General features: G+C 61.9%; 23 protein-coding genes and 1 tRNA gene. 12 read left to right on the forward strand and 12 right to left on the reverse strand.

The features are described 5' to 3' along the window. The first annotated feature begins 416 nt into the window (after window positions 1-416). From VGG51_10845 to VGG51_10855, 3 genes are all read left to right on the forward strand, one after another. Window positions 417-1430 carry a hypothetical protein gene (locus VGG51_10845; GenBank protein HEY1883525.1) on the forward strand — a complete coding sequence of 338 codons (1014 nt, stop codon included), beginning with the start codon at window positions 417-419 and terminating at the stop codon, window positions 1428-1430. An 888-nt stretch (window positions 1431-2318) separates the two neighbouring features. After that, entirely contained in the window at window positions 2319-2714 is a 396-nt protein-coding gene (locus VGG51_10850) for a hypothetical protein (GenBank protein ID HEY1883526.1), read from the forward strand. 323 nt (window positions 2715-3037) lie between these two features. Continuing rightward, window positions 3038-4069, forward strand: coding sequence for a site-specific integrase (locus VGG51_10855; GenBank protein HEY1883527.1), 1032 nt, complete (start codon window positions 3038-3040; stop codon window positions 4067-4069). Here the strand turns inward: VGG51_10855 and VGG51_10860 are convergent. From VGG51_10860 to VGG51_10870, 3 genes are all read right to left on the reverse strand, one after another. Beyond that, window positions 4038-4520 carry a hypothetical protein gene (locus VGG51_10860; protein HEY1883528.1) on the reverse strand — a complete coding sequence of 161 codons (483 nt, stop codon included), beginning with the start codon at window positions 4518-4520 and terminating at the stop codon, window positions 4038-4040. The two genes, VGG51_10855 and VGG51_10860, sit on opposite strands and share 32 nt — an antisense overlap. A gap of 176 nt (window positions 4521-4696) precedes the next feature. Continuing rightward, complete coding sequence (locus VGG51_10865) at window positions 4697-5245, reverse strand: hypothetical protein (GenBank protein HEY1883529.1); 549 nt, start codon at window positions 5243-5245, stop codon at window positions 4697-4699. A gap of 738 nt (window positions 5246-5983) precedes the next feature. Then, window positions 5984-6059 (reverse strand) — tRNA-Asn (locus VGG51_10870). A 78-nt stretch (window positions 6060-6137) separates the two neighbouring features. Here VGG51_10870 and ligD point away from each other — a divergent pair. Further along, a complete protein-coding gene (ligD, locus tag VGG51_10875; protein ID HEY1883530.1) occupies window positions 6138-7112 on the forward strand; it encodes a non-homologous end-joining DNA ligase in 975 nt (324 codons plus the stop codon). Then, window positions 7099-8127: an ATP-dependent DNA ligase gene (locus VGG51_10880; GenBank protein HEY1883531.1), complete on the forward strand. Its 1029-nt coding sequence runs from the start codon at window positions 7099-7101 to the stop codon at window positions 8125-8127. The genes ligD and VGG51_10880 overlap by 14 nt, the downstream gene beginning before the upstream one ends. On the opposite strand, the gene VGG51_10885 is transcribed toward VGG51_10880, so the two are convergent. The 3 genes from VGG51_10885 to VGG51_10895 are packed head-to-tail and all read right to left on the reverse strand — an operon-like array spanning window position 8102 to window position 11191. After that, the gene (locus VGG51_10885) at window positions 8102-8725 is read right to left on the reverse strand and encodes a hypothetical protein (protein ID HEY1883532.1); all 624 of its coding nucleotides are present in this window, start codon (window positions 8723-8725) and stop codon (window positions 8102-8104) included. The genes VGG51_10880 and VGG51_10885 overlap by 26 nt on opposite strands. Beyond that, window positions 8703-9929 carry a methionine adenosyltransferase gene (gene metK / locus VGG51_10890; protein HEY1883533.1) on the reverse strand — a complete coding sequence of 409 codons (1227 nt, stop codon included), beginning with the start codon at window positions 9927-9929 and terminating at the stop codon, window positions 8703-8705. Before metK ends, VGG51_10885 begins: the two co-directional genes overlap by 23 nt. Next, the gene (locus VGG51_10895) at window positions 9926-11191 is read right to left on the reverse strand and encodes an adenosylhomocysteinase (protein HEY1883534.1); all 1266 of its coding nucleotides are present in this window, start codon (window positions 11189-11191) and stop codon (window positions 9926-9928) included. The genes metK and VGG51_10895 overlap by 4 nt, the downstream gene beginning before the upstream one ends. A 37-nt stretch (window positions 11192-11228) precedes the next feature. Here VGG51_10895 and VGG51_10900 point away from each other — a divergent pair, with 37 nt between their 5' ends. Further along, entirely contained in the window at window positions 11229-11915 is a 687-nt protein-coding gene (locus VGG51_10900; protein HEY1883535.1) for a cyclodeaminase/cyclohydrolase family protein, read from the forward strand. A 176-nt stretch (window positions 11916-12091) separates the two neighbouring features. On the opposite strand, the gene VGG51_10905 is transcribed toward VGG51_10900, so the two are convergent. From VGG51_10905 to VGG51_10920, 4 genes are read right to left on the reverse strand one after another with little or no spacing between them, the layout of a single operon-like run. Then, a complete protein-coding gene (locus VGG51_10905; GenBank protein HEY1883536.1) occupies window positions 12092-12904 on the reverse strand; it encodes a PHP domain-containing protein in 813 nt (270 codons plus the stop codon). Beyond that, window positions 12894-13184 (reverse strand): stage V sporulation protein S, encoded by a 291-nt coding sequence (locus tag VGG51_10910; GenBank protein ID HEY1883537.1) that lies wholly within the window; start codon window positions 13182-13184, stop codon window positions 12894-12896. The genes VGG51_10905 and VGG51_10910 overlap by 11 nt, the downstream gene beginning before the upstream one ends. Window positions 13185-13213: 29 nt before the next feature. Further along, window positions 13214-13999: a TIGR00282 family metallophosphoesterase gene (locus VGG51_10915; protein HEY1883538.1), complete on the reverse strand. Its 786-nt coding sequence runs from the start codon at window positions 13997-13999 to the stop codon at window positions 13214-13216. A gap of 11 nt (window positions 14000-14010) precedes the next feature. Further along, window positions 14011-14562 carry a hypothetical protein gene (locus VGG51_10920; GenBank protein HEY1883539.1) on the reverse strand — a complete coding sequence of 184 codons (552 nt, stop codon included), beginning with the start codon at window positions 14560-14562 and terminating at the stop codon, window positions 14011-14013. A gap of 115 nt (window positions 14563-14677) precedes the next feature. On the opposite strand from VGG51_10920, the gene VGG51_10925 reads away from it, so the two are divergent. From VGG51_10925 to VGG51_10940, 4 genes are all read left to right on the forward strand, one after another. Next, window positions 14678-15235, forward strand: coding sequence for a hypothetical protein (locus VGG51_10925; protein ID HEY1883540.1), 558 nt, complete (start codon window positions 14678-14680; stop codon window positions 15233-15235). A 62-nt stretch (window positions 15236-15297) separates the two neighbouring features. Then, complete coding sequence (locus VGG51_10930) at window positions 15298-17712, forward strand: TonB-dependent receptor (protein ID HEY1883541.1); 2415 nt, start codon at window positions 15298-15300, stop codon at window positions 17710-17712. 208 nt (window positions 17713-17920) lie between these two features. After that, the gene (rfaD, locus tag VGG51_10935) at window positions 17921-18940 is read left to right on the forward strand and encodes an ADP-glyceromanno-heptose 6-epimerase (GenBank protein ID HEY1883542.1); all 1020 of its coding nucleotides are present in this window, start codon (window positions 17921-17923) and stop codon (window positions 18938-18940) included. 10 nt (window positions 18941-18950) lie between these two features. Then, complete coding sequence (locus VGG51_10940; GenBank protein ID HEY1883543.1) at window positions 18951-19679, forward strand: hypothetical protein; 729 nt, start codon at window positions 18951-18953, stop codon at window positions 19677-19679. A 10-nt stretch (window positions 19680-19689) separates the two neighbouring features. On the opposite strand, the gene VGG51_10945 is transcribed toward VGG51_10940, so the two are convergent. Further along, window positions 19690-20262 carry a TlpA family protein disulfide reductase gene (locus tag VGG51_10945; protein HEY1883544.1) on the reverse strand — a complete coding sequence of 191 codons (573 nt, stop codon included), beginning with the start codon at window positions 20260-20262 and terminating at the stop codon, window positions 19690-19692. Then, complete coding sequence (locus VGG51_10950) at window positions 20259-20696, reverse strand: MauE/DoxX family redox-associated membrane protein (GenBank protein HEY1883545.1); 438 nt, start codon at window positions 20694-20696, stop codon at window positions 20259-20261. Before VGG51_10950 ends, VGG51_10945 begins: the two co-directional genes overlap by 4 nt. 59 nt (window positions 20697-20755) lie before the next feature. Between VGG51_10950 and VGG51_10955 the strand changes: the two genes are divergently transcribed. Both VGG51_10955 and VGG51_10960 read left to right on the forward strand, forming a co-directional pair. Beyond that, the gene (locus tag VGG51_10955; protein ID HEY1883546.1) at window positions 20756-21310 is read left to right on the forward strand and encodes an SCO family protein; all 555 of its coding nucleotides are present in this window, start codon (window positions 20756-20758) and stop codon (window positions 21308-21310) included. After that, entirely contained in the window at window positions 21307-22257 is a 951-nt protein-coding gene (locus VGG51_10960) for an SCO family protein (GenBank protein ID HEY1883547.1), read from the forward strand. The genes VGG51_10955 and VGG51_10960 overlap by 4 nt, the downstream gene beginning before the upstream one ends. The last annotated feature ends 72 nt before the right edge of the window (window positions 22258-22329 follow it).

The raw sequence follows: 22329 nt of genomic DNA on the forward strand, positions 1-22329 counted from the left end.
CCTAAGTACATAGGTGGCTTCATCGGCGGTTGGCTGCAAGGGAGCACGTTCATATCACCCACAATGAATGCCACGGAGAACCGCTACGGTATAGCGTCTTGGGCATATCCTGCTGGTGGCCATAGGATAGGAAAGCGAATCAAAACCAATTCCCACGTTTACAGCGTTATCGTTTCCGTGGCGGCCTCAAGGTAACTCGCTTGGAGCCGAAATATATTATGCACTTTTACTGGTTGCGGCGGGTCTACGTCCATGTCTCCGCAGATCACCTCGAGCGTTCGAATGAAAAAGCGATACAGCCCGCTTCCAGAGGCGACACCGGAAAACAGAAGCGAATGCAAGGCTATGGGGCATAGCGATCTCCGTCCCGCCCTCAAGGTACCTCCGGAGCGAATGAAGCGAATAAGGAGCAAGGGATGAACCGCAATTATTTTATCGGCAACGCCTGGCTAGCTATTGTGCTTTTCGCGTTATCCGGATGCGGCGGACAAAGCGTCGGCACGATTCCGGGAAGCGCTTCGAGCGTTCAGGCCGCACGAACGTCAGGGACATACTCCGACTTGTTGTACGTAGGTGGCCGCGTCGAGACGATGTACTCATACCCCGCAGTGAAAGAACTCGGGACGCTGACACCGCAAACGGGGGGATATGGGCAGGGCTGCCCGGATGCCGTGACTGGGAATATTTACTTTACTACAAACATTTCCGGCCAGTTAGTACTACTGCAGTTTCCCTACGGCGCAACATCTGCGAACGCGACCATTTCGCCGCCGCAGGGCTACGAAGTTTCAGCCTGTAGCGCGGACTCGACCACCGGAAACCTTGCCGTAACAGTGAATAAGGCCGGAAGCGCTGCCGATGGCTACGTAGCCATCTATCCGCCAGGTTCGAGCCAGCCGCAGATCTACAACGACCCCGACCTGTTGGCCTACGGAGCTTGTACCTACGACAATCAAGGCAACCTTTTCTTTCTGAGTGAGATTAAGCCCGAGCAAGAAGTGCTAGCCGAGTTCACGGCGACCAGTCAGTCATTTAAAAGCTTTTCCCTAACCCTAAACGCCTGGGTTACCTCTCTGCAGTGGGACGGCAAATATGTCACTGCTGAAACCCGAGGCCGGCGTCACAACAACCCCCCTAATGAAATCTACCGTCTCGCGGTCGCCGATTCCGGCGTGAGCGTTGTGGGCACTACAAAACTAAAGGGAGCGAAAGGCGGCATTTGGATACAAGGAGCAATTGCCTTATCGGGACGATTCGGCAATGCTAAGACGGAACGCTATATGGGCTACTACAAGTATCCGAAAGGCGGGAAGCCGTACGACGTTTTTAAGAGTCTGGCGGACGACTACATTCACACCTTCGCGGTACTTCCGGCTCCGTCCGGTTTTCACGGTCGCTTAACAAACGACTTAATAACAAAGCGCAAGTGAGGCGCCTGGTGCCGGGGCCCTTTGCTTTAGCCGAACACCGAATCCGCAACAGCGACCCCTCGCCCTCGCAAGGCCTTTTGGAAATGGCTCCCGGTGTTGGACTAAAACCTGCGCTACCTCGTGAACGCGCCGACATCTGATCGCCCGTCGGGGTTCGATTTAGGGCTTACGCGTAGCCAGTCCCGGGCTCTGCTGGATCTCTTCGTCGATTTCAAACTCACGATCGACGACGCGGACATTTGGCGGCGTCTTCGATAGTTCGTAGATATTCCCGAGGGATGCGATTGTGGGGGCCTCCGAACATGCCAGTGTTCGCCACGGTATTTTACCCGCGTGCCCTTTCCGATGGCTGTCAAAGGCCCCCGGGTTCGCCGGTACGGCGCTTGAATCCAGCACGCTCAGTTATAGACGACGGTCGTGCCGCCGACATAGTGCGCGTTGAAAGCGCGGTCATCGCCGAGACCATCGAGCGAGGTGAGCGGAGTCCGCTTCACGGTGCGTCTTTTCGGTGTCTCTTTAGCCACGATAAGCGGCACTTACGCGCGTCCCCGCCAACTCCATTTTCGTCGCGGTAGCAGCAACGGACTAGTCAGTTGGTGATCAACGCGCATTTTGCATTACGCAATAAGGCGGTTTCGCAGTACGTCAATGAGGTCTGCCGGTACTGATTCAGTTTGGATCGGGGGTCCGGCGGCGTTTGGTAAACCTAGCATAACATGCCGAAACTTAACCGCTCCCGATCCGTAACCAGGGTAGGCCAGAAAGGGAGAAGCCTAGATGAGCTTGCCGACCGCCATAGTCGTCGCTACCGCCATAGTCTGCGTCACCGTTCTGCTATGCGTACTCATCGCGATTTTCTGGGAAGCAAGGCACCGTCAGTAGGTTCTTATGAAGCGGACGAATGTCTTAACCATCGTGTCCCTGCTCTCGATCATACTCCTCTCATTTCACTTGACGGATGATATCGTCTATGGGACCGATAAGTCCCCGGCGTCAAACGTCGTGGTAATCGCTGTGCTCGTCATCTGGCTATACGGGACGCTGATGCTCGCCGAGCGGCGGTCAGGGTACGCGATCATACTCCTCGGATCCGTCGCGGGCATGGTAGTTTTCAGCGTCCACGTGAGCAGAGCAGGAGGGCTGTCGGCCGGCATTGTCGCTCAGTCCAGCGGAGCGTTCTTCTTCGTTTGGACTCTGCTCGCGCTCGCCGTGACCTCCGTTTTTTCCGCTATCCTCTCGGCGCTCGGGTTATGGGATCTGCGACGTTCAAACGGGAACCTCTAATTTCTGAGGGTTCAGTCGATCTCTAGCCAGCGATCGCAGCGACGGCGCGCTGTGAGCTCTCGCTCCTGACGCGCCGGCGGTAGCCAAACTTAACAGCCGAATCGAGCCCCTTCAGCGCTTTGCCAAGGTCCAGCGATAGCATTCGCTCCTCGAGTGCTTTGTACGCCGGACGCAGCGCGTCGTGAGCTCGTCGCCTTGCTCGAACTCGAGGGGACCGCTGAACGGAACGCACACCAGGGCGCGCAGAGCCTTATTGGGCGCGACGGGAATCGGCCCGCGACCCCGGCATCCGTCTCGCTGAGTTTTTGGAACGATGGCTCTCGATGGTCGTCAAGCCGTCGATGCGCACCACGACCTACCGCAGTTACAACATCGATTTCGAGAAGCACCTCAAGACGTGCCGGATCGCCAATACGGGCCTGCGCGATATCGACGAGGCGCAGATACAGCACCTTTTCGTCACCGAGAACAAAGCTGCGACGCGCACGCAGGCGCTAACATTGATCGTCCTGCGCCGCGCGCTCGATCGCGCCGTTCAATGGCAACTTATCGATTCCAACCCGGCGAAAGGCGCGGCGATCCCGCGACAAGAGCGGCATCCGCTTTCTCCCGAGGAGGTTCAGCGCTTCCTAACATTCGCAAAGAACGATCCGCTTTTTCACGCTTATTTTCTCGCGTTGAATACCGGGATGCGGCAGAGCGAGCTGCTTGCTCTACGCTGGGAAGATATCGTCAACGGTACGATCCGTGTGAATCGCGCGCTCGATCCGCACACGTTTAAGGCCCCAGAACCTAAAACACGCGCCGGCAAACATGCGATCGTCCTCGACGCCAGAGCGCTAGCCATGCTCGAGCCCCACAAAGGCGCGGCAAGCTGCGGCCGGCTATACCGGGCCGCTCGTCTTTGTCGATCGATACGGCGGCCACTTGCGGCCGTCGAACTTCAGAGGCGTAGCTTCAAACCGCTTCTAAAAAAGGCAGGGATTAGCGAGACGATACGCTTCCACGATCATCTCCGGCATACATCCGCAACGCTGATGCTCGCCGCTGGCGTGAATCTAAAGATCGCAAGCGAACGCCTTGGCCACGCCAACATCGCGATCACCGGCGACTTCTACCAGCGCGTGAGTACGGATATGCAGCGCGACGTCGCGCGCAAGATGGGAAAACTCCTCACTTTTGACGACAAAAAAGTAATAAAAGGCGCTCAGGGTGCGCGTAAAAAGGCGTCAAGCGCGCCGATCGAGGTTTCAATGCGTGAATCAAAAGACAGCACGACCATTGGCTGGTCTTTGTCTTGGCATAGGGCCGCAATGCAAAGGGTCAATCCAGGCTCCTACGAGTTTGAGGAGTAGCGCTCGGCGCAGGAGTCGGCGGATAGTAGAGGCCCGGCGCAACGGGCGCAGTGCGATCGCCGTCTTTCCACACTCGGCCGTCGGCATAGCGGACGTATTGAACGCGGCAGATGACGTTGACGGGGCTCGAGGCTGTATTCTCCTGGCCGACTGCTCCAACCGTGCCAGCGAGGTTCCTACGGGCTAGTATCGGCACGCCGGGCGCGAAGGTCCCGAGCCAATCAAGGCCCATCGATTGCGTGATCGCGCTGAACGTGTCCTGGACGTCAAAGACGAACCGCACTGCGTTGACGGGCTGCGGGCTGATGTTCGTGAAGTCGACCGCGGCGGCGATGTAGAGACGGCTATCGCTAAGCGCAGCGCGGCACGAATCGACCCGAACCGGCGAAGCCCCCGAGGTCACCACTTCCGTGCGCAGCGTCGTCTCCGCAAGCGATCCGGCCGGCACCATAGCGCCAGCAAAACGATAACCGCGGCGAGGGTAAGCCCGTTCCGCATCTCCTGGTTCCTTTACCCAGGGGGCAGGCGGCTCCTGGTTTGCCGACGCCCAAATCTCGGGTTGACGCGACAGCCGGGAAACTTGCTTAATTGGGGCGGTCGCGGCCACACCCCCTAAGCCGTAAGGTGCTATTTTAGTACCGTTATTTTAACTTCATTCGATCGCGCAGCTGCTGTGAACTGTGCCGCATTTTTGCCAAAGGCCCCGATCTCGATGGAGGCAGTGATTCTATAGGTACCGGGCCCAATGTCGTAGTTCCAGTGCTTGATGTCCACCCAATCGCCCGTCGCGCCATTGGTTTCTGCATCGCTGTATTCCATAACAAAAGGCTTGCCGGGCTCTAGCTCAGTGGGATCCATAGAACTCTCAAATCCGTACTGCGGGCCGTGAGGCGCCGTCGTAGGCACAGTATTTCCGGCAGCGTTCACGACCGTGAGCTTACTTACCGCGTAGGGCGGCGGAGCATTTGCATAAATAATCGCTTGAGAGGTTCGATTGATCAGTATTAGCCTGAGCTCGATCGGCTCTCCCACGCGGTAAACAGGCTTATCCGATTCAAGCCGCACGGCTATTGCATTGGGACGGACGGGAAAGTTCAATTCCTTGACTTGCGCTGCCGCCGCGACCGGCAGCAACAGCGCGCTGGCTATTAAACTACAAACCAGGCGACGTAACATGTCTTTGCTCCAGCTTCAGGGAGGCTTCACAGATATTTGCTTCGGCAACCTGGGCGGACGTAAGACTCGCCGCTTGCCATGACCATAATGACGCCCATTAGGCTGACTCTGGGATCAACGCAAACGTTTGAGCCCCCAAAAATCAATACACACCGTGGTAAAACCGATATGAGCCCGGACCCTTCACCTTGAAAGACTCGGCGTTGTAAGTAAGCGTGACCACGGGATGTTTTTCTGGAAACCATGCGACCCACGTATAGTCATCGGTCCACTTTGCGTTGCCTCCCGCAACGACTTGCTCACTTGAGGGTGCCGCTGTTGGACGGAGGTATCCGATTGCATGTGGTGGGCAGTATCTGGGATCGAAAGGCTCATGGGTGATTAGCGAACCCACGAATGCCGGTGCGTAGACCATACTTCCATGCTAGCGCTTTGTCCCCAAGCGCTCAACCCTTTATGGTCCCGGCCTTTCGAAGAAGATTGACGCGCCAGTTCGCTTCCACGATCTGCGCCAGCAAAGCGCTACACTGATGCTCGAAGCCCGGCGTAAACCTCAAGATGGCAGGCGAGCGTCTCAGAACGCCTCGATCGCAATTACCGCCGACACGTATTCACACGTCTCGCCGACTATGCAGCGTGATGCGGCTAGCCGCGTTCAAGCCATCCTAGTTCCCAAAGTGAGCCAGACAAAAAGGAGTCCCCCACAAGAAACGCTGATTTTGCGGGGGCATTTTGGAGTGGCTCCCGGTGTTGGACTCGAACCAACGACCCGCTGATTAACAGTCAGCTGCTCTACCAACTGAGCTAACCGGGAACGGTCGGGCGGCGGAGTGGCCGGCGGACGGGGGTTCCACGAGGGAGGCTCGACTCCCCTTCGGGTATATCGCACCTCGTGCCGGAGAACGCGAAGCAGGCCCGCCCGACGGTTGAGATACCCGCCGACGTAGACGACGTAACCATTGAGGTTGACGGGTGCCGTGTGGCGCTGACCAACCTGAGGAAGGTCTACTTCCCGAAGTTGGGCCTGACGAAGGGCGACCTGCTCCGCTACTACCTGAGCGTCTCCGACGCGCTGCTCCCGCACGTCGCCGGCCGAGCGATGGTGATGAAGCGCTACCCGCACGGGGTGACCGGCGACTTCTTCTATATGAAGCGCGCGCCGAACCCGCGGCCGGAGTGGATCGTCACCTGCGCCGTCGAGCACCGCTCGGGCAACGTCATCGACTTTCCGATCATCAACGACCGCCCGTCATTGATGTGGCTCATCAACCTCGGGTGCATCGATCTCAACCCTTGGTACTCGCTCTGCGACGAGCCGAACTATCCGCTCTACATTCACTTCGACCTCGATCCGACACCCGAAACGCGATTTGAGACCGTGCGCGAAGCCGCGCTGATCGTGCGCGACGTGCTGACCGGGATCGGCATGACGCCCTTCGTGAAGACGACCGGCAGCCGCGGCGTGCACGTCTACGTGGCGATCCGCAAAGAGTTCACTCAGCACGAAGTCTGGGAGGTCTCAAAAGCTATCGGCGTGCAGATCGCCAAAGCCCACCCCGACGTCCTCACGGCAATCTACCGCGTCGCGGACCGTCCGAAGTCGCGAGTGCTCGTCGATTACAACCAGAACGCCTTCGGAAAGACGCTAGCTTCAATTTACTCGGTGCGTCCGAACGAGGCGGCGGCCGTCTCGACGCCGGTGACGTGGGAAGAGATCGAGGCCGGCTGCGAGCTGACCGATTTCACCGTCTTTAACGTGCCCGGCCGCGTCGCGAAGATCGGCGACCTCTGGAAGCCGCTGCTGCAGAGTCGCGGCCGCTTCGATCTCGGCGGCTTGAAGGGAAAGGACACCCGTGCGGCGCTTTGAGGAGCTTGCTCTCCCGCCGCCGATCGAGCCGATGGAGACGCGGCAAGTGGCGCGCATTCCCGAAGGTGAGGAGTGGAGCTACGAACCGAAGTGGGACGGCTTTCGCTGCATCGCGTTTCGCGATCGCCACGACGTCGAGCTCCAGTCGAAATCCGGCGAAACGCTGACGCGCTACTTTCCCGAAATCGTCGCGGCCCTCCAAAGCGCAAAGGAGAGCCGCTTCGTCACCGACGGCGAGCTGATCGTCCCCGCCGGCGACGGCTCGGATTTCGACGCGCTGCTTCAGCGCATCCACCCGGCCGAGAGCCGCGTACGCAAGCTCGCCGTCGAGGCGCCCGCAACGTACGTGCTCTTCGATCTGCTGGTGAGCGGTCGCGACGCGCTCTTCGAGCGTGCACTACGCGAGCGGCGCGAACACCTCGAAGACTTCATGCACCGCAACTTTGCTAAAAATGCGACCGTGGCGATTTCGCCCGCAACCGACGATCCCGCCCTCGGAAAACAATGGCTTGCCGGCAGTCTGGCTCGGTTCGACGGAATCATCGCGAAGAAAAACGTGCCGTACGCGTTCGGCGGGCGCGATGCGGCGGTGAAGGTGAAGCGCAGCTACGGCGCCGACTGCGTCATCGGCGGTTTCCGGACAAGCTCGGGCGGCGCAATCGCTTCACTGCTGCTCGGGCTGTACGACGAAGAGGGGCTGCTCGATCACATCGGGTTCGTCGGTTCGATGGGCGTACCGGATCGCAAACGCGCGGCGGACCTGCTCAAACCGATCGTTGAGCCTCCCGGATTTACCGGCAATGCACCCGGCGGTCCGAGCCGCTGGCGGCGTGCGGCCGACGCGCAATGGTTTCCGGTTCGCCCGGAGATCGTGGTGGAGGTTGCCTTCGACCACACGACGGCGCGACGCTTTCGCCACGCCGCCCGTCTCTTACGCTGGCGCCCCGATAAAGCGCCGCGTCAATGCACGATGGACCAGCTCCTGAACCCTACGGAACGGTCAGGCTCTCGGTGAGTTCGACCGTAACCGGCGTGCCCGCGTTAACGACGATCGGCTCGTTCGAGTTCATCGCGTAGACGTAGCCGCCGAGATTTGGCGAGGAGCTCGTATTGACGTTCGAAGGACCGCTGCCGATATTCATCTGCCACGCGATTGGGCCGGGCGTCGCGGTTCCGTACGGAACGCCGGCCATCGGCGAGAGCTGCTGGCGCGATGCCGACTGCGCGCCGGGATTGATCGGCACCACGCGCTTGCTGATGACGGTCGCGCTGATGCTCTTCTTCTTTCCGTTCGAAAGCTTGATCGCCGTCAGCATGAAGCCCACGCGCGCGCGGTTGGCGCCCCCGGGCTGACGGACCTCTGTGATGTAGCCGATGATCTCCGAGCCGGCGAGAACCGGGTGCGACGTATCGGTGACCCGCAGCGTGAACTTGTCGCCGTACTTGAGCTTGGACGAATCCATGTGCTCGTCGAGCACGCACGCGATCCGCGTTCCCGACTTCAACGTTTGCGATGAGGTAAACGTCGTCGCGCCGGCCGGCGCCAGCGAGCCGCAAAGCAGCACGAACGCTCCGGCCGCTACGGCCGCTTTAGTGCGCAAAGTTTGGTACACGTAGCTGTTCTCCACTGAATGAAGTAGCAGTGCGGAGCGCGTCGGCACGGTCGACGCGTTCCCATGGCAGGTCGAGATCGGGGCGGCCGAAGTGACCGTACGCCGCGGTTTGCTTGTAGATCGGGCGCCGGAGATCGAGATTATGGATAATCGCCGCGGGGCGCAGATCGAACACTTTCAGGACCGCGGCCGCGATCTGTTCGTCGGGCAGCTTGCCGGTGCCGAAGGTTTCGACTAAGACGCTCACCGGATGCGCGACGCCGATTGCGTAGGCCACCTGCACTTCGCAGCGGTCGGCGAGCCCGGCCGCGACGACGTTCTTGGCGACCCAGCGCGCGGCGTACGCCGCCGAGCGGTCGACCTTGGTGGGATCCTTGCCGGAGAAAGCGCCGCCGCCGTGGCGCGCCATGCCGCCGTAGGTATCGGCGATGATCTTACGGCCGGTCAACCCCGCGTCACCCTTTGGGCCGCCGATGACAAACCGGCCGGTCGGATTGACGTAGACGCGCGTGTGCTCGTCGAACATCGTTTTCGGAATCACGTGATCGATCACGCGCTCGCGGACCTCGCGGCGAATCTCTTCGAGCGGAATCTCGGGATCGTGCTGCGTCGAGAGCACGACGGCCTCGACGCGTACCGGACGGTCGCCATCGTACTCGATCGTAACCTGCGACTTGCCGTCGGGGCGAAGATAGGGGATGTCGCCGTTCTTGCGCATTGCCGAGAGGTGGCGGGTGAGGTTGTGCGCGAGGACGATCGGCAGCGGCATCAGCTCCTCGGTTTCCTGGCAGGCGTAACCGAACATCATGCCCTGATCGCCGGCGCCGATGCGCTCGAACTCGTCGTCGTCCCCGGAACGAGCCTCCCACGAACGATCCACGCCCATCGCGATGTCGGGGGACTGCTCGTCGATCGAGACGCTGACGCCGCACGTCTCGGCATCGAACCCGATCGCCGACCGCGTATAGCCGACGTCGCGCACGACCTCTCGCGCGAGCTTCGGGATGTCGACGTAGGTTTTCGTAGTCACCTCGCCGGCGATGTGAATCTGCCCGGTGATTGCAAACGTTTCGACGGCTACGCGAGAGTAGGGATCGTCCTTGAGCAGCGCGTCGAGCACCGCGTCGGAGATCTGATCGGCGAGTTTGTCGGGGTGTCCCTCGGTCACCGACTCACTGGTAAAGAGCCGCTTATACGCCATCAGGTTCCTTCGCTCCACGACGCGATGTACTTGACCTGCTCGGGCGTGAGGGTGTCGATATCGACGCTCATCGAGGCAAGCTTGAGGAGCGCGACTTCTTCGTCGATTTCCAGCGGCACGTCGTAGACGCGCTTTTCGAGCTCTTTATAATGCTTGACGAGGTACGACGTCGCGAGCGCTTGATTCGCAAACGACATATCCATCACCGCCGCCGGGTGGCCTTCGGCCGCGGCCAGGTTCACAAGGCGGCCATCGGCCAGAATGCAGATCATGCGGCCGTCTTGGAGCTCGTACTGCTCGACGAATTCACGCGGCTCAAGTTTGCGGATCGCCATTCTGCGGATCGAATCGAGATCGAGCTCGTCGTTGAAATGCCCCGAGTTGGAGACGATCGCGCCGTCCTTCATCAGCTTATAGTGCTCTTCGCGAATCACGTGATAGTTGCCGGTAACCGTGACGAAGATGTCGCCGATCTTGGCGGCTTCGGTCATCGGCATGACGCGATAGCCGTCCATCACCGCTTCGATCGCCTTCCGCGGATCGACTTCGGTGACGACAACGTGCGCCCCCATGCCCGCGGCCCGCGAGGCGATGCCGCGCCCGCACCAGCCGTAACCGACGACGACCAGCGTCCGTCCGGCGAGCAAAACATTGGTCGCGCGAATGATCCCGTCGAGCGTCGACTGGCCGGTGCCGTAGCGGTTGTCGAACATGTGCTTGGTTAGTGCGTTGTTCACGGCGATCACCGGATAGGGAAGGACGCCGTCGCGCTGCATGGCGCGCAGGCGGATGATGCCCGTCGTCGTCTCTTCGCAGCCGCCGATCATCCCGGTGAGCTGCTCGCGGTGCTTAGTGTAGATCGTCGTGACCAGATCGCAGCCGTCATCCATCGAGATCTGCGGCTTGGTCGCGATCACCGATTCGATGTGCGAGTAATAGGTATCGTTATCTTCACCCTTGATCGCATACGTCGCGATGCCGTACTCGCAGAGCGCGGCGGCCACGTCATCTTGCGTCGAGAGCGGATTGCTCGCGCACAGCGCGATCTCAGCGCCTCCGGCCTGTAGGGCAAGCATGAGGTTTGCGGTTTCAGTCGTGACGTGCAGACAGGCGCCGATCCGGATCCCGGTGAGCGGTTTCTCCAGCTCGAAGCGATCGTGGATCTGTTTGAGCACCGGCATGTAAGACGCGGCCCAGCCGATCCGCGCCCGCCCCGCCTCCGCTCGTCCGAGATCCCGGACCGAACCAGCTGGGGCTGAATCCAAAATAGACAAGTAGACTCCTGACTTCCAAGCAAAAAAGGTGGGCAAACGTTTCGTCGCCGCCGGCACGCAGGCCCGCTCCCTCGCCCGGGCCAACCCACGCAGCGTGGACCGGCTCGACGCGTATCTGGAACGCCTTGCTTCCGACTCCCCCGTCCCCGGCGGCGGCAGCGCCGCAACGCTCGTCGCCGCGATCGGCGCCGCCCTAACCGCGATGGTCGGGCGGATCGCTGGACGCAGGCCCAAGCCGCCCGATGCAGCCGCGACGCTTGCCGAGATCGTCACCCGGAGCGAAGAGTTGCGCGCCGAGCTCAAAACCGCGCAAGAGCACGACGAGAAGGCCTTCCAGCGGGTGGTCTCCGCGCAAGCGCTTCCCAAGGCGACGCCCGCCGAAGCACAGGCGCGGCGTGAGGCTCTCGAGTTCGCGCTCGAACGCGCCGCGGAGGCGCCGCTACGGGCTAGCGCACTCTGCCTACGGGTGCTCGAACTCGCCGCGCAGCTGCTGGAGCTCGAAACCAACGCGCTGGTCAGCGATATCGGCTGCGCGGCTGAGTTCGCTTACGCCGCGGTTGCGGCTTGCGCGTACAACGTGCGCGTCAACCACAAATATATGAAGGAGACTGCGACGATCGCGCGCCAGGAAGCGCGCTTGCGAACGCACGAGGCCGCCGCCCACCAATTGCTCCACCAGATCCGCACCCAAATCTCCCAGGACCTAACGAACTAATTTCGCTTCGGTTTTGCGTTTTGATGCGGGACGGCTACGTTCCGGCGAGGACCGTCTGACCGAGCGCCGGAGCAGGATGCGGAAGGCGCGAGGCAGTCGATAGGAGCGCCACACGGATGTGGCGCGACGAATGTGTCCGAGCCGGAATGTAGCTGCCCCGCATCAAAACGCAAAACCTACGCAACCGCCGCCACCAGATCGAAGAACGGCTCGAGATCCTCGGCCGCCACCTCCATGCCGACACCTTTGGTGTGATAGCGGATGTCGTGGAAGTCCATGCCGGCCGTCATCACTAAATTGTAGCGGCGCGCCGCTTCGCGAAACTCGGCGACGTCGGCGGCGTTGTGCAGCGGGTAGAAAACTTCTAAACCGCGCAGCCCGCGAGGCGCAAGCTCGTCGATCAGCACTCGATCCTTCAAGCGACCCGGATGGGCGAGCACGGGGAGCCCTCCGGCCTCCGCGATCTTCTCGATGGCATGCTCGGGAGTCGTGTAGAGCTGCGGAACGTAACCCGGCCGGCCGGCGCCGATTGCCTGTTTGAAGGCCTCGTCGACGCTGCTGACGATCCCCAGGCGCACGAGAGCCTTGGCCACGTGCGGGCGCCCGATCGAAAGCGCGTCGCCCGATTCGGCTAAAACGTCGTCGAGCGTGATGCCGTAGCCGGCCTTGCGCAGCTGGTCGACCATCGTCTCGGCGCGGACGCGGCGCTGATCTTGGTTATACTCCAGCAGTTCGTTAATCGGCGACGGCCCTAGCGGCACGCCGTACCCGAGGACGTGGACCTCATTCTCTTTCCAGGTCGTGTTGATCTCGATGCCGACGATCACCCGCGCCCCGGGCGGCGGCGTAAAGTTGCCGTACGCCGCGGTCGTGTCGTGATCGGATATCGAAAAGATCTCCACCCCGCGCTCGCCCATGAAATCGGAGAGCTCCTGGGGGGTGAGGGTTCCATCGCTCATCGTCGAGTGCGAATGGAGGTCAACTCTCAACGTCTTCTACCTTCTCTTCGAGCTTACGGCGTTCGACTTTGAGCGAGATCGCGGTTCGTTCGCTCTCGTCGATCGACACCAAGACGAACGACGGGGTGCAGACGATGTCGAGCTTCGCTCCCTTTAAATAGCTGCGCGCGATGGCGACGGCCTTGATCGCTTGATTGATCGCCCCGGCGCCGACGGCTTGCACTTCCGCGGTGTCGCGTTCGCGCAGCACGGCGGCGAGCGCCCCGGCAACCGAGTTTGGATTACTTTTGGCGGAAACCTTGAGCGTCACAGCCCCACCGCCGCTGCCGGAGGTGCTGCTCACGCGATCCCTCGTAGAAAGACGCGCTTGATCCCCTCGGCCTTGCCCGTAACGGAGTCGATGGCAACGACCGCGGCGCAGAGCTGTCGCATGCCGGTCTTCTGTACGCTAAAGCGATCCGAAAAGCCGGTAAGGAAGCGATCGAGCACGGGCCCGGCATCCATCCCAATGACGCCCTCGGTCGGACCGGTCATTCCCAGGTCGCTGATGTAGGCCGTTCCGCCCGCTAGCACACACTCGTCCGCGGTCTGTACGTGGGTATGCGTCCCGAAGACGCACGATACGCGGCCGTCCAGGTACCGTCCCATGGCGACCTTCTCCGAGGTTGCCTCGGCGTGCAGGTCGACGACGATGACGGGCGTGCGTTTGCGAAGGTCGGCCACGAGCGCGTCGGCGCAGCGAAACGGGTCGTCGACCGGCGGCATAAACGTGCGCCCCATTAAATTGAGGACGCCGACGGTGACCCCATTTGCCTCGAAGGTCCCAGCACCGCGACCGGGTGCGGTCGGCGGATAGTTGGCCGGCCGGAGCACGCGCTTACTGGTCTCCAAATACTCGCCGAAGTCGCGCTTGTCAAATATGTGGTTTCCTCCGGTTATGAAGTCGACACCGCTCTCGAACATCTCCTCGGCCGTCTGCGCGGTCAAGCCAAAACCGCCCGCGGCGTTTTCGCCGTTGGCGATACAGGCATGGATTTGGTGCTGCTCTCGAAGCAACGAGATGCAACGCTTGAGGGCCTCTCGTCCCGGAGATCCTACGACGTCCCCGACGATCAGGAGGTTCAAGCCCGGGCTATTTACCGGCGAGCCGAAGCCTTCGCTTTCTTCTGAGATTTTAAAAAGTAAACCAGTACCCGCTTCTCTTCTCTAAAGCCAACCAAACTCTTCGATTGCGCGGGGTCGCGCAGCGCTTCTACGGCGTAGAGCGCGGCTTCGTCTTCAGCAGCGGGGTCGCCCTCGAAGTGATCGTCGGGGGGAGGAGTACGGACGAGCGCATCGCCGCAACGGTCGCAGAGAAAACCAACCTGCAGCTCGAGCTCTTCCTTCGAGAAGCTCTCGAGGTCGCGCGTCACGTGGACGAATGTTAGCGTGCGGTCACCCTCGCACTCGACCCGAAGCGTCGCAGGCGCCTCTTTGCCCAGCGCCAGAAAGCTGCGAACGTGCTCGTCGATCGCCTCGGCGAGCCGCGTTTGCGCGGCGCGATCGAAGCGCTGACGCACGGCGAAGGTCAAACGCAACGTCCGGTCCGTCGGACCAGAGCGAATTGAAGCCAACTCCGGAAAGCGCACCAGCAGTGCGCAAACCAAGCTGACGGTATCGGCGTTCTCGACGTGTGCTCGCATGCTCATAACGATAAGCTGTTCTTCGATTCTCCAATCCCACCGGATCGACGCAGCCCAAGGGGCAGGGTCCATACGACGCGGTCCCCAGGTCTCCCCGCAGTCGCACCTAGAAAAGACCCCCGTGGCCCTGCGGAAGGTTCCGGGTGCGCTCACACTAGGCTTGCTTGCCTCTCTGCTTGCCCATGGCTGCCTCTATGGCGGCGGGCACGCCATGGGTGGCGACTACCACGCCCTGCTCATTCAGCTCGCCCTTGCCGGCGCCCTGAGCCTTGCGGTCTTTTACGGTCTGCTCGCCTGGGAGGGAGCGCGCGCGGCGGTCAATGGGAGCGTGCTTGCCGCGCGCCTTGCAAGCCGTTTTCCCGGCTTCGGCACGCTGCTCGTCTCGGCGACCGCATGGTACGCGGTAGCGGAAATCGTCGAGGGGCAGCATCACGCGGGCATTCCCTGGATTGCGATTCCCTTCGCGCTAGCGGCGGCGTCGTGGTTCCTCCAACGCCTCGGCCGCTTCGGGCTGGCAGTGCTCGCCGGCGCGATCGTGGCGATCGCCGGAACGAGTTTCGCGCCGCGGACGCCGACGTGGTCGCGCTTCACCGCTCAAACAACTCCCGTGCGCCCCGTGCTCTGGGTGCGCCGGCGCTTCGCCCGCCCCCCTCCGATCGGATTCGGCTGCTGCGCTTAACGCGCGCGCCGATTCTCTCCTAGCTCCAAAACAGCTGCACTCTTTCCGATCGAAGGAGCCCCATGTCCAGATTCATCACGGCGCTCGTCGCCGTTCTCGCGATTTTTTGTTATGCGCTTCCAGCCGCCGCGGCCGTCACCGGATTGGTGCGCGGCACCGTCACGCTCGACGGAAAGCCGATAGCTCACGCGACCGTTGCCCTGCAAGGCGAAGGGTCGAAGTTCACCACGCAGTCGGGAGCCCGCGGCGAGTACGTCTTTTCGCAGGTGCCGTTCGGGCAGTACCGGATTACGGCGACGCTCAAGGGCGTTCCCGAACTGCACGTCGAGGTTACGGTCTCCAGCGGCAGCGTTGCCACCGTCAATCTGCCGTTCTCGACGCTGCAGCAGATCGCGCAGACCGCTGTGACGGCTCACGCCGGCCTCTCGAACAACCCACCATCGGTCAACCAGATCCTGCGCTCACAGATTCAAACTTCGCCGGTGCAGAACAGCCTCGACCAGACGCTGGCGACCCTGCCGGGCGTCGTCCCGTTCTCCTACAACGAACCGGTCATCAACGGATTTCACGGCGTTACCTATAATATCGACGGCGCGCCGCTGCCGCTGGCCACCACCTCAAACTTTGCCGAGATCGTCGATCCGAAGATCATCGACTCGCTCGAGCTCTACACCGGTGCGATTCCCGCCGAATACGGCGGCGACCGCATGGGCGGTGTCGTCAACATCATCACGAATCGTCCGACCGACGTTCCGGAAGGGGTTTACGGTACGGTCACGGGCGGGATCGGAAATCAGTCGCAGGGCGTCGGCGAACTCGACACGGCCGCCCGGTTCGGATCGAGCGAAATCTTCTTCGACGCGAACCTCCAATCGACGGCGCGGGGCCTCGACGCGCCGACGCTTACGCCGATTCACGATAACTCCTCACAGGCCGATCAGTTCTTTCGCTACATCACGCAGTTGACACCGCGCAGCACCCTTGCCTTCGACTATTCGAACCAGCTGGCGCAGTTTCAGATTCCGATCAATACCGATCCAAACAATCCCTACGACCCGATCACCACGCCGGCCGGCACCGACGACGTTCAGCGCGAGTACGATCGGTTCTCCAACCTAAACTGGACGACTACGTCTAAAGACGGCAACGGAATCGTCCAAGTGATTCCGTGGTGGCGCTCGACGCGAATTAACTACGACGGCGATCTCCCCAACGACGTTCTCGGCGTCACTCCAAACTTCAGCGCCGACACGCCGCCGTGCATGGAGTGTCCTCAGCCGGACGACCCGTCGGGGGAGCTGCACAACGTCGGTCTGCTCTCCAACACTTACGCATCGTATACCGGCTTGCGAGCTTCGGACTTCCGCGCAACCAAGAAGCACGCATGGAAAGTTGGGTTCGACGTGAATCGCGAGAATCTCGTGGCAAGCCAAGCCTTCGCGTGCTTCTATCAGGAGGGTTGCGGGGCCACCTCCGGGACGCACGATCAATCGTATTATCTCGTCGCCCCGCCCCAGCAGGCACAAGCCGGGTCGCAGACCGGTATCTACGCACAAGACACCTGGAATCTCTCGGATTACACGCGCCTCGACTACGGCGTGCGCTACGATCACTCGACGGGTTACACCAGCGGCAACATGTTCAGCCCGCGAATCGGCATCACGCTGTGGGATGGGCATAAGAATACGTTCCACGCGTTTTATGGGCGCTTTTACGCGGCTCCCCTGCTTGAAGACGTCCGCCAAGACTGCGTCCTCCTTCAGGGCTGCACCGGCCAGCCGGTCTACGACCTTCAGCCCGAACGGGACGCCTATTTAGAGGCGGGCTGGAGCTATGCTTTCAAGCCGCAGTTTACCGGCTCGATCAATCTCTTCCGAAAAACCGTCGTGAACATTCTCGATACCACCCAGCTCCTCAACACGCCGCTTTTCGCCGTCTTCAACAATGCCATCGGTATCGACAACGGCGCGGAACTGCGTCTGCAAGAGCACTTGCCCAACGAGAACCTCTGGTGGTTCACGATGACCTACTCCGGCTCGTACGCGGCCTGCGTTTCGGGCTCGACCTTCCTCTTTCCGCCGGGCACAAACGAGCCGGGCGTTCCCTGCGCCGCGCAGCTTTCACCCGAAGATCACGACGAGACGGTGGTCTCGAGTGCAGCGTACACTTGGCGTTTCGGCAACAACCGCGGCTGGTTTACGACGCTGCAAGGAAACTACGGCAGCGGCTTCCCGGTAGCGTTCGAGAATGCCAACGAAAACCTGAGCGGACGTCTGCCGGCTCACACGACCTTCGACCTCGCCGCGGGCCGCTACCTAACCCCCGGCCGCTCGGGGCAGGATACGGGGCTCGGCATCCAGCTGATCATCGATAACGTGCTCAACGATCAATACGTGATCAAGGTCGCAAACGGGTTCAACACGACGCAGATCGCCAACAGCCGCTCTTACATCGTCCGGCTCTCCGCGCCGTTCTAGCGGGCCCTCGCAGTATGCCTTTGCAGCGCGTGCCTAACCCGCGCACGCGCTGCAAAGGCCGCGTACCGGCTCCCGGGAAACTCGACCGCCGCAAAATTCCCCGCCGGCGTTTAGACCGGGCACCCGTACGGCCGCAGGGTGGCCGAGCGCCGGGAGGACTCCGTCTTAATCCTGAGGGATACAGGGCCCTCAACAAGCGATGTCTGATTTGGAGCAATCAAGAATCGTCGTCACGGGCGGCGCCGGTCTAATTGGGAGCGCCTTGATTTGGGCGCTCAATCGTCGCGGTATCGAGGATATTCTGGTCGTCGATCGCCTCGACTCTTCGGAGAAGTGGAAGCACCTGGTGCCGCTGCGCTTCGCCGATTATCTCGACGCGGACGATTTTGCCGACCGGATTGCGGCGGCCCAGTCGTTTGGCGACGTCGGGGCGGTCTTCCACCTCGGGGCCTGTTCCTCGACAACCGAGAGCGACGCCGGCTACCTGCTGCGTAACAACTACGAGTACACGAAGAACCTGGCGCATTGGGCGGTGGAGAACCGCGCGCGCTTCGTCTACGCCTCGTCGGCCGCAACGTACGGCAGCGTCGAGGCGCTCCTTTCCGACGAAGCCGATCTGCACACGCTTCGTCCGCTCAACGCCTACGGCTATTCGAAGCACCTCTTCGACCTCTACGCGCAGCGCACGCATCTAGCCGATCGCATCTGCGGCCTGAAGTACTTCAACGTCTTCGGCCCCAACGAAGACCACAAGGGCGAGATGCGCAGCATCGTTCAGAAGGCGTACGAGCAGATCCAGGCGGCCGGCAGCGTCCGGCTCTTCAAGAGCCACCGTCCCGAGTATCGCGACGGCGAGCAGCAGCGCGACTTCATCTACGTTAAAGATGTGGTCGACATGACGCTGCATCTGGCGGAAGCCGACGCCGCCGGACTGTACAACGTCGGCTCCGGAACGCCGCACACGTGGCTGCACCTGGTGCGCCCGATCTTCCATGCGCTCGAACTGCCCGAGCGGATCGAGTTCATCGAGATGCCCCAGCATCTGCGCGGCAAGTATCAATACTACACGTGCGCGAACGTTGAGCGTCTGCGCGCGACCGGCTACGACCGGCCGGTGACGCCGCTTGCCGACGCGGTGACCGATTACGTTACCAACTATCTCGTCAAGGGGCGGCCGCTGGAAATCTCCGACGCGCCGGTCGCCGCACCGCTCAAAGCTCCATCGTAGAAGGGAACCCATGCCGCAACCCAGCCGTCCCGAACGCCGCCGTCAAGGGCGCGGGGCCTCCGCGCCTCCGCCGCGCCGCGACCCTATGCGTCCGGTCTACATTGCCGTCGGCATCGCGATCGTCGCATTGATCGTTTTCTTTCTAGGCTACAACTGGTGGCAGAAGCGGCTGGTGCAGCAGGCGTACGCGACGCCGACCCCTGCTGCCGGCCCGACGACGAAGCCGATTCAAATCAGCGACGGTGAGAAGCTCGGGATTCCGTACTTCAAGGGGAAGTTCCCGAACACGCCGATCGGCGGTCACGGTCAAATCGTCGACGGCGTCAGCTGCGGTGCGATGGAGTACGCGACGCTTCACGTGCACACTCACCTCGCCATCTTCAATAACGGCAAGCAGATTCAGGTGCCGGCGCTGATCGGTTTCTCACCCAATCCCGCCGGACCGTGCCTCTACTGGATTCACACACACGCAGCCGACGGCATCATCCACCTCGAAGCGCCCGACATCGCGCCGCCGCAGGGCGGACGCTACACGCTGGGGATGCTGTTCGACATCTGGGGTCAGCCGCTGCAGCCCGATGACGTAGCCGGGTTCAAGGGTACGGTGACGGCCTACGTCAACGGACAGAAGTACGACGGGGACTTAAAAGACATTCCGCTGGCGGCGCACCAGCAGGTCGTGCTCGAAGTCGGCGCGCCGGTTCCGCCGCCGAACTACGCGTTCCCCCCGAACGACTAGTGGCCGGAGTTTAGCGCAGCACCTTTTTTAGCCCGTTCTGCAGATCGTTGTACGATATCTCGCCGTCGGCGAGATATCGTATTTTTTTGTCGGAGCCGATGACTGCGAACGTTGGGAAGCCGCCCTGGAGATAGAGGTTTGCGACGTTAAGGATCGGATCGTAGCCGACCGGATACTTGACGTCGAAGCGCTTCACCCAATCGAGCACGTCGCGCTGCGAGGACGACGAGGTACCGTCCATCGCAGTATCGCTGCCGGAGACGGCGACGAAGTCGACACGCTTGTGGTAGGCGGCATAAAGACGGTCGACGACCGACGTCATCCGCTGGCAGTGCGGGCACCAGGTCGCGAAGACTTCGAGAAAGACCGGTTTTTGCGTTTTTCTCAGGTCGAAGAGGCCGGCGGTCGTCGACACTTCGAATGGCGGGGCCGTCTGGTTGAGCGCTGCCTTGCCGACAATCGGGGCCTGCGAGGCCGTCTGGACCGATCCGTGCGACGATCCGGCGTTGTAGACGAGCAGCGCCGCGACGGCGATCACGACGACGATCGCCGCGGTCGCCAGAAGAATCGGACGGCGCGTCATGCGGCGCGCAGCTTTCGATCGAGCGCAAGCGGACCGGGCGCGCCGAAGGCGATGAAGATCGCCGCCGCGCCGAACAGGCAATCGAACGCGACGTGCGGCCAATCCGCAACCGCAGCATCGCCGGGCCCAAAGCAGCCGCAGTTCGCCGGAAGGTGACGGAGAACGGCCGACGCGACCGCGGCCGCGTAAACGAAGAACTGAGCCGCGACGATCCAGGCGGTGACACGGGTAAAGAGCCCGGCGACCAAATAGGCGCCGAGCAGGATCTCGATAAAAGGCAAGGCCAGCGCGAGCGGCCCCACGACACCCGCAGGCAGCAGGCGAAAGCCCGCGATGCTGGCCGCCAGATTCGCAGCGTGACCGACCTTCAGCAGCCCGGCAGCGAGCAGCATTCCGCCCACAAGCAGGCGGAGCACCAGAACCGCAGCGTTCACCGGTCCCTTCGTTGGGCTCTGTCGCAGCGAACCCCTGTCCTCGGGAGTACAATGAACGCATGGTCCGCATTCTCGCGCTCACGCTGCTGTTGGCGGTGACGCTCGGTCCGGTCGCCTGCAGCGGCGGACGGAGCGCCCCCGATTTCGCGCTCCAGAGCGATCGCTCCACGCCGTGGCAACTCACCGCACAGCGCGGCAAGGCCGTGCTCCTGACCTTTGGTTTTACGCACTGCGCCGACACCTGTCCGATGATCCTGGCGCGTTTGGTACGCGCGACGGCGGCCCTCGGCGCGCGCGCCGGCAGCGTCGAGATCGCCTTCGTCACGGTCGATCCGTCGCGCGACACGGCGCCGGTGCTGCATCGCTTCGTCAATCGTTTCGCGCAGCCGGGCGTCGACATCGTCGGCTTGACCGGGACGCCGTCGCAGATTGCCGCGGCCGAAACTGCCTATCACGTTTGGTCGGCAAAGCTGCACGCACATAAAGGCGGGTACGACGTCGCGCATTCGGCCGCGATCTTTGTCATCGATCCAAGCGGCCGATTCCACGACGTGCTCGACGACGAGGATAACGAAGGCACCGTCGTCGCCGCGCTGCAGAAGGCGCTCGGATGATTCCCGTGCTCGTCGCCTTGATCGCGCTCGTGCCGATTCACGGCGTCGTTCTCGACGCGCGCGGCACGGGCGCCGCAATCGTCCGTACCGATGCCGTGCCGCAGATGCTGCCCTCGCAAATTCGCCTCTATTCGCTCGACCCGGCGGTGCGTCTGCGCTCCGGCACCAGCATCGATGCGCTTCTCGACGAGTCGACGCACCCGCCGAGGCTGCGCGACGCGCTGCCGGCGGGCGTTTTCGCCCCCGGCCTGCCCGACCCCGGGCGCGTCGTGCCGATCGAGATCGGCAGTATCCTCCCGGCGGCGACGCTGATCGATTCGCAGGGCCGGCGCGTCACGCTCAATCGCGCCTTCGCCGGAAAGACACTGCTGCTTTCGTTTGTCTTTACGCGCTGTCCGGATCGTACGCTCTGCCCCGCGATCAGCGGAAAATACGCGTATCTCCAGGGCCGGCTCGACCCCAAGAACTTCGCTCTTGCCGAGATCACGCTCGATCCGCCATACGATTCGCCTGCAGTCTTGCGAGCGTACGCTGCCGGCTATGGTGCTCGCAGCGAGAGCTGGACGCTGCTAACGGGAACCGGCTCGACGATCCAGCGTCTGCTTGACGAGTTTCGGATCAGCTCGATGCGGCTGAGCACCGACAACTTCCTCCACGATGACAAACTCTTCATCGTCGCGCCCAACGGCCGCGTCGCATCGGTCGTTGAAACGGCGAGCTGGGACCCGAGCTCCGTGATCGCTCAGGCCCGATCGATTGCGGGCTTCGCGAACAACCCATTCGAGCGCTTCAAGCTCGCGCTAATCGCCGACGCGGTCGCGATCTGCGGGGGCAGCCAATTCGCCGGCATCGCGCTGCTGGAGCTCACGCTCTTCACCTTTTTAACGGTCGTCTCGTTCGTGGGGATGTGGGCGGTGGCGCGAGTTATCTGGCCCTCGCGTACCTGAGCGGAGCTTTCAACCAAAACAAGAAGGCTAGCCGTCCATGGCAGCCGCCTCGTCGCTCCAGGACCCCGCGCC

It is taken from the genome of Candidatus Cybelea sp. (assembly GCA_036489315.1).
Classification (GTDB): domain Bacteria; phylum Vulcanimicrobiota; class Vulcanimicrobiia; order Vulcanimicrobiales; family Vulcanimicrobiaceae; genus Cybelea.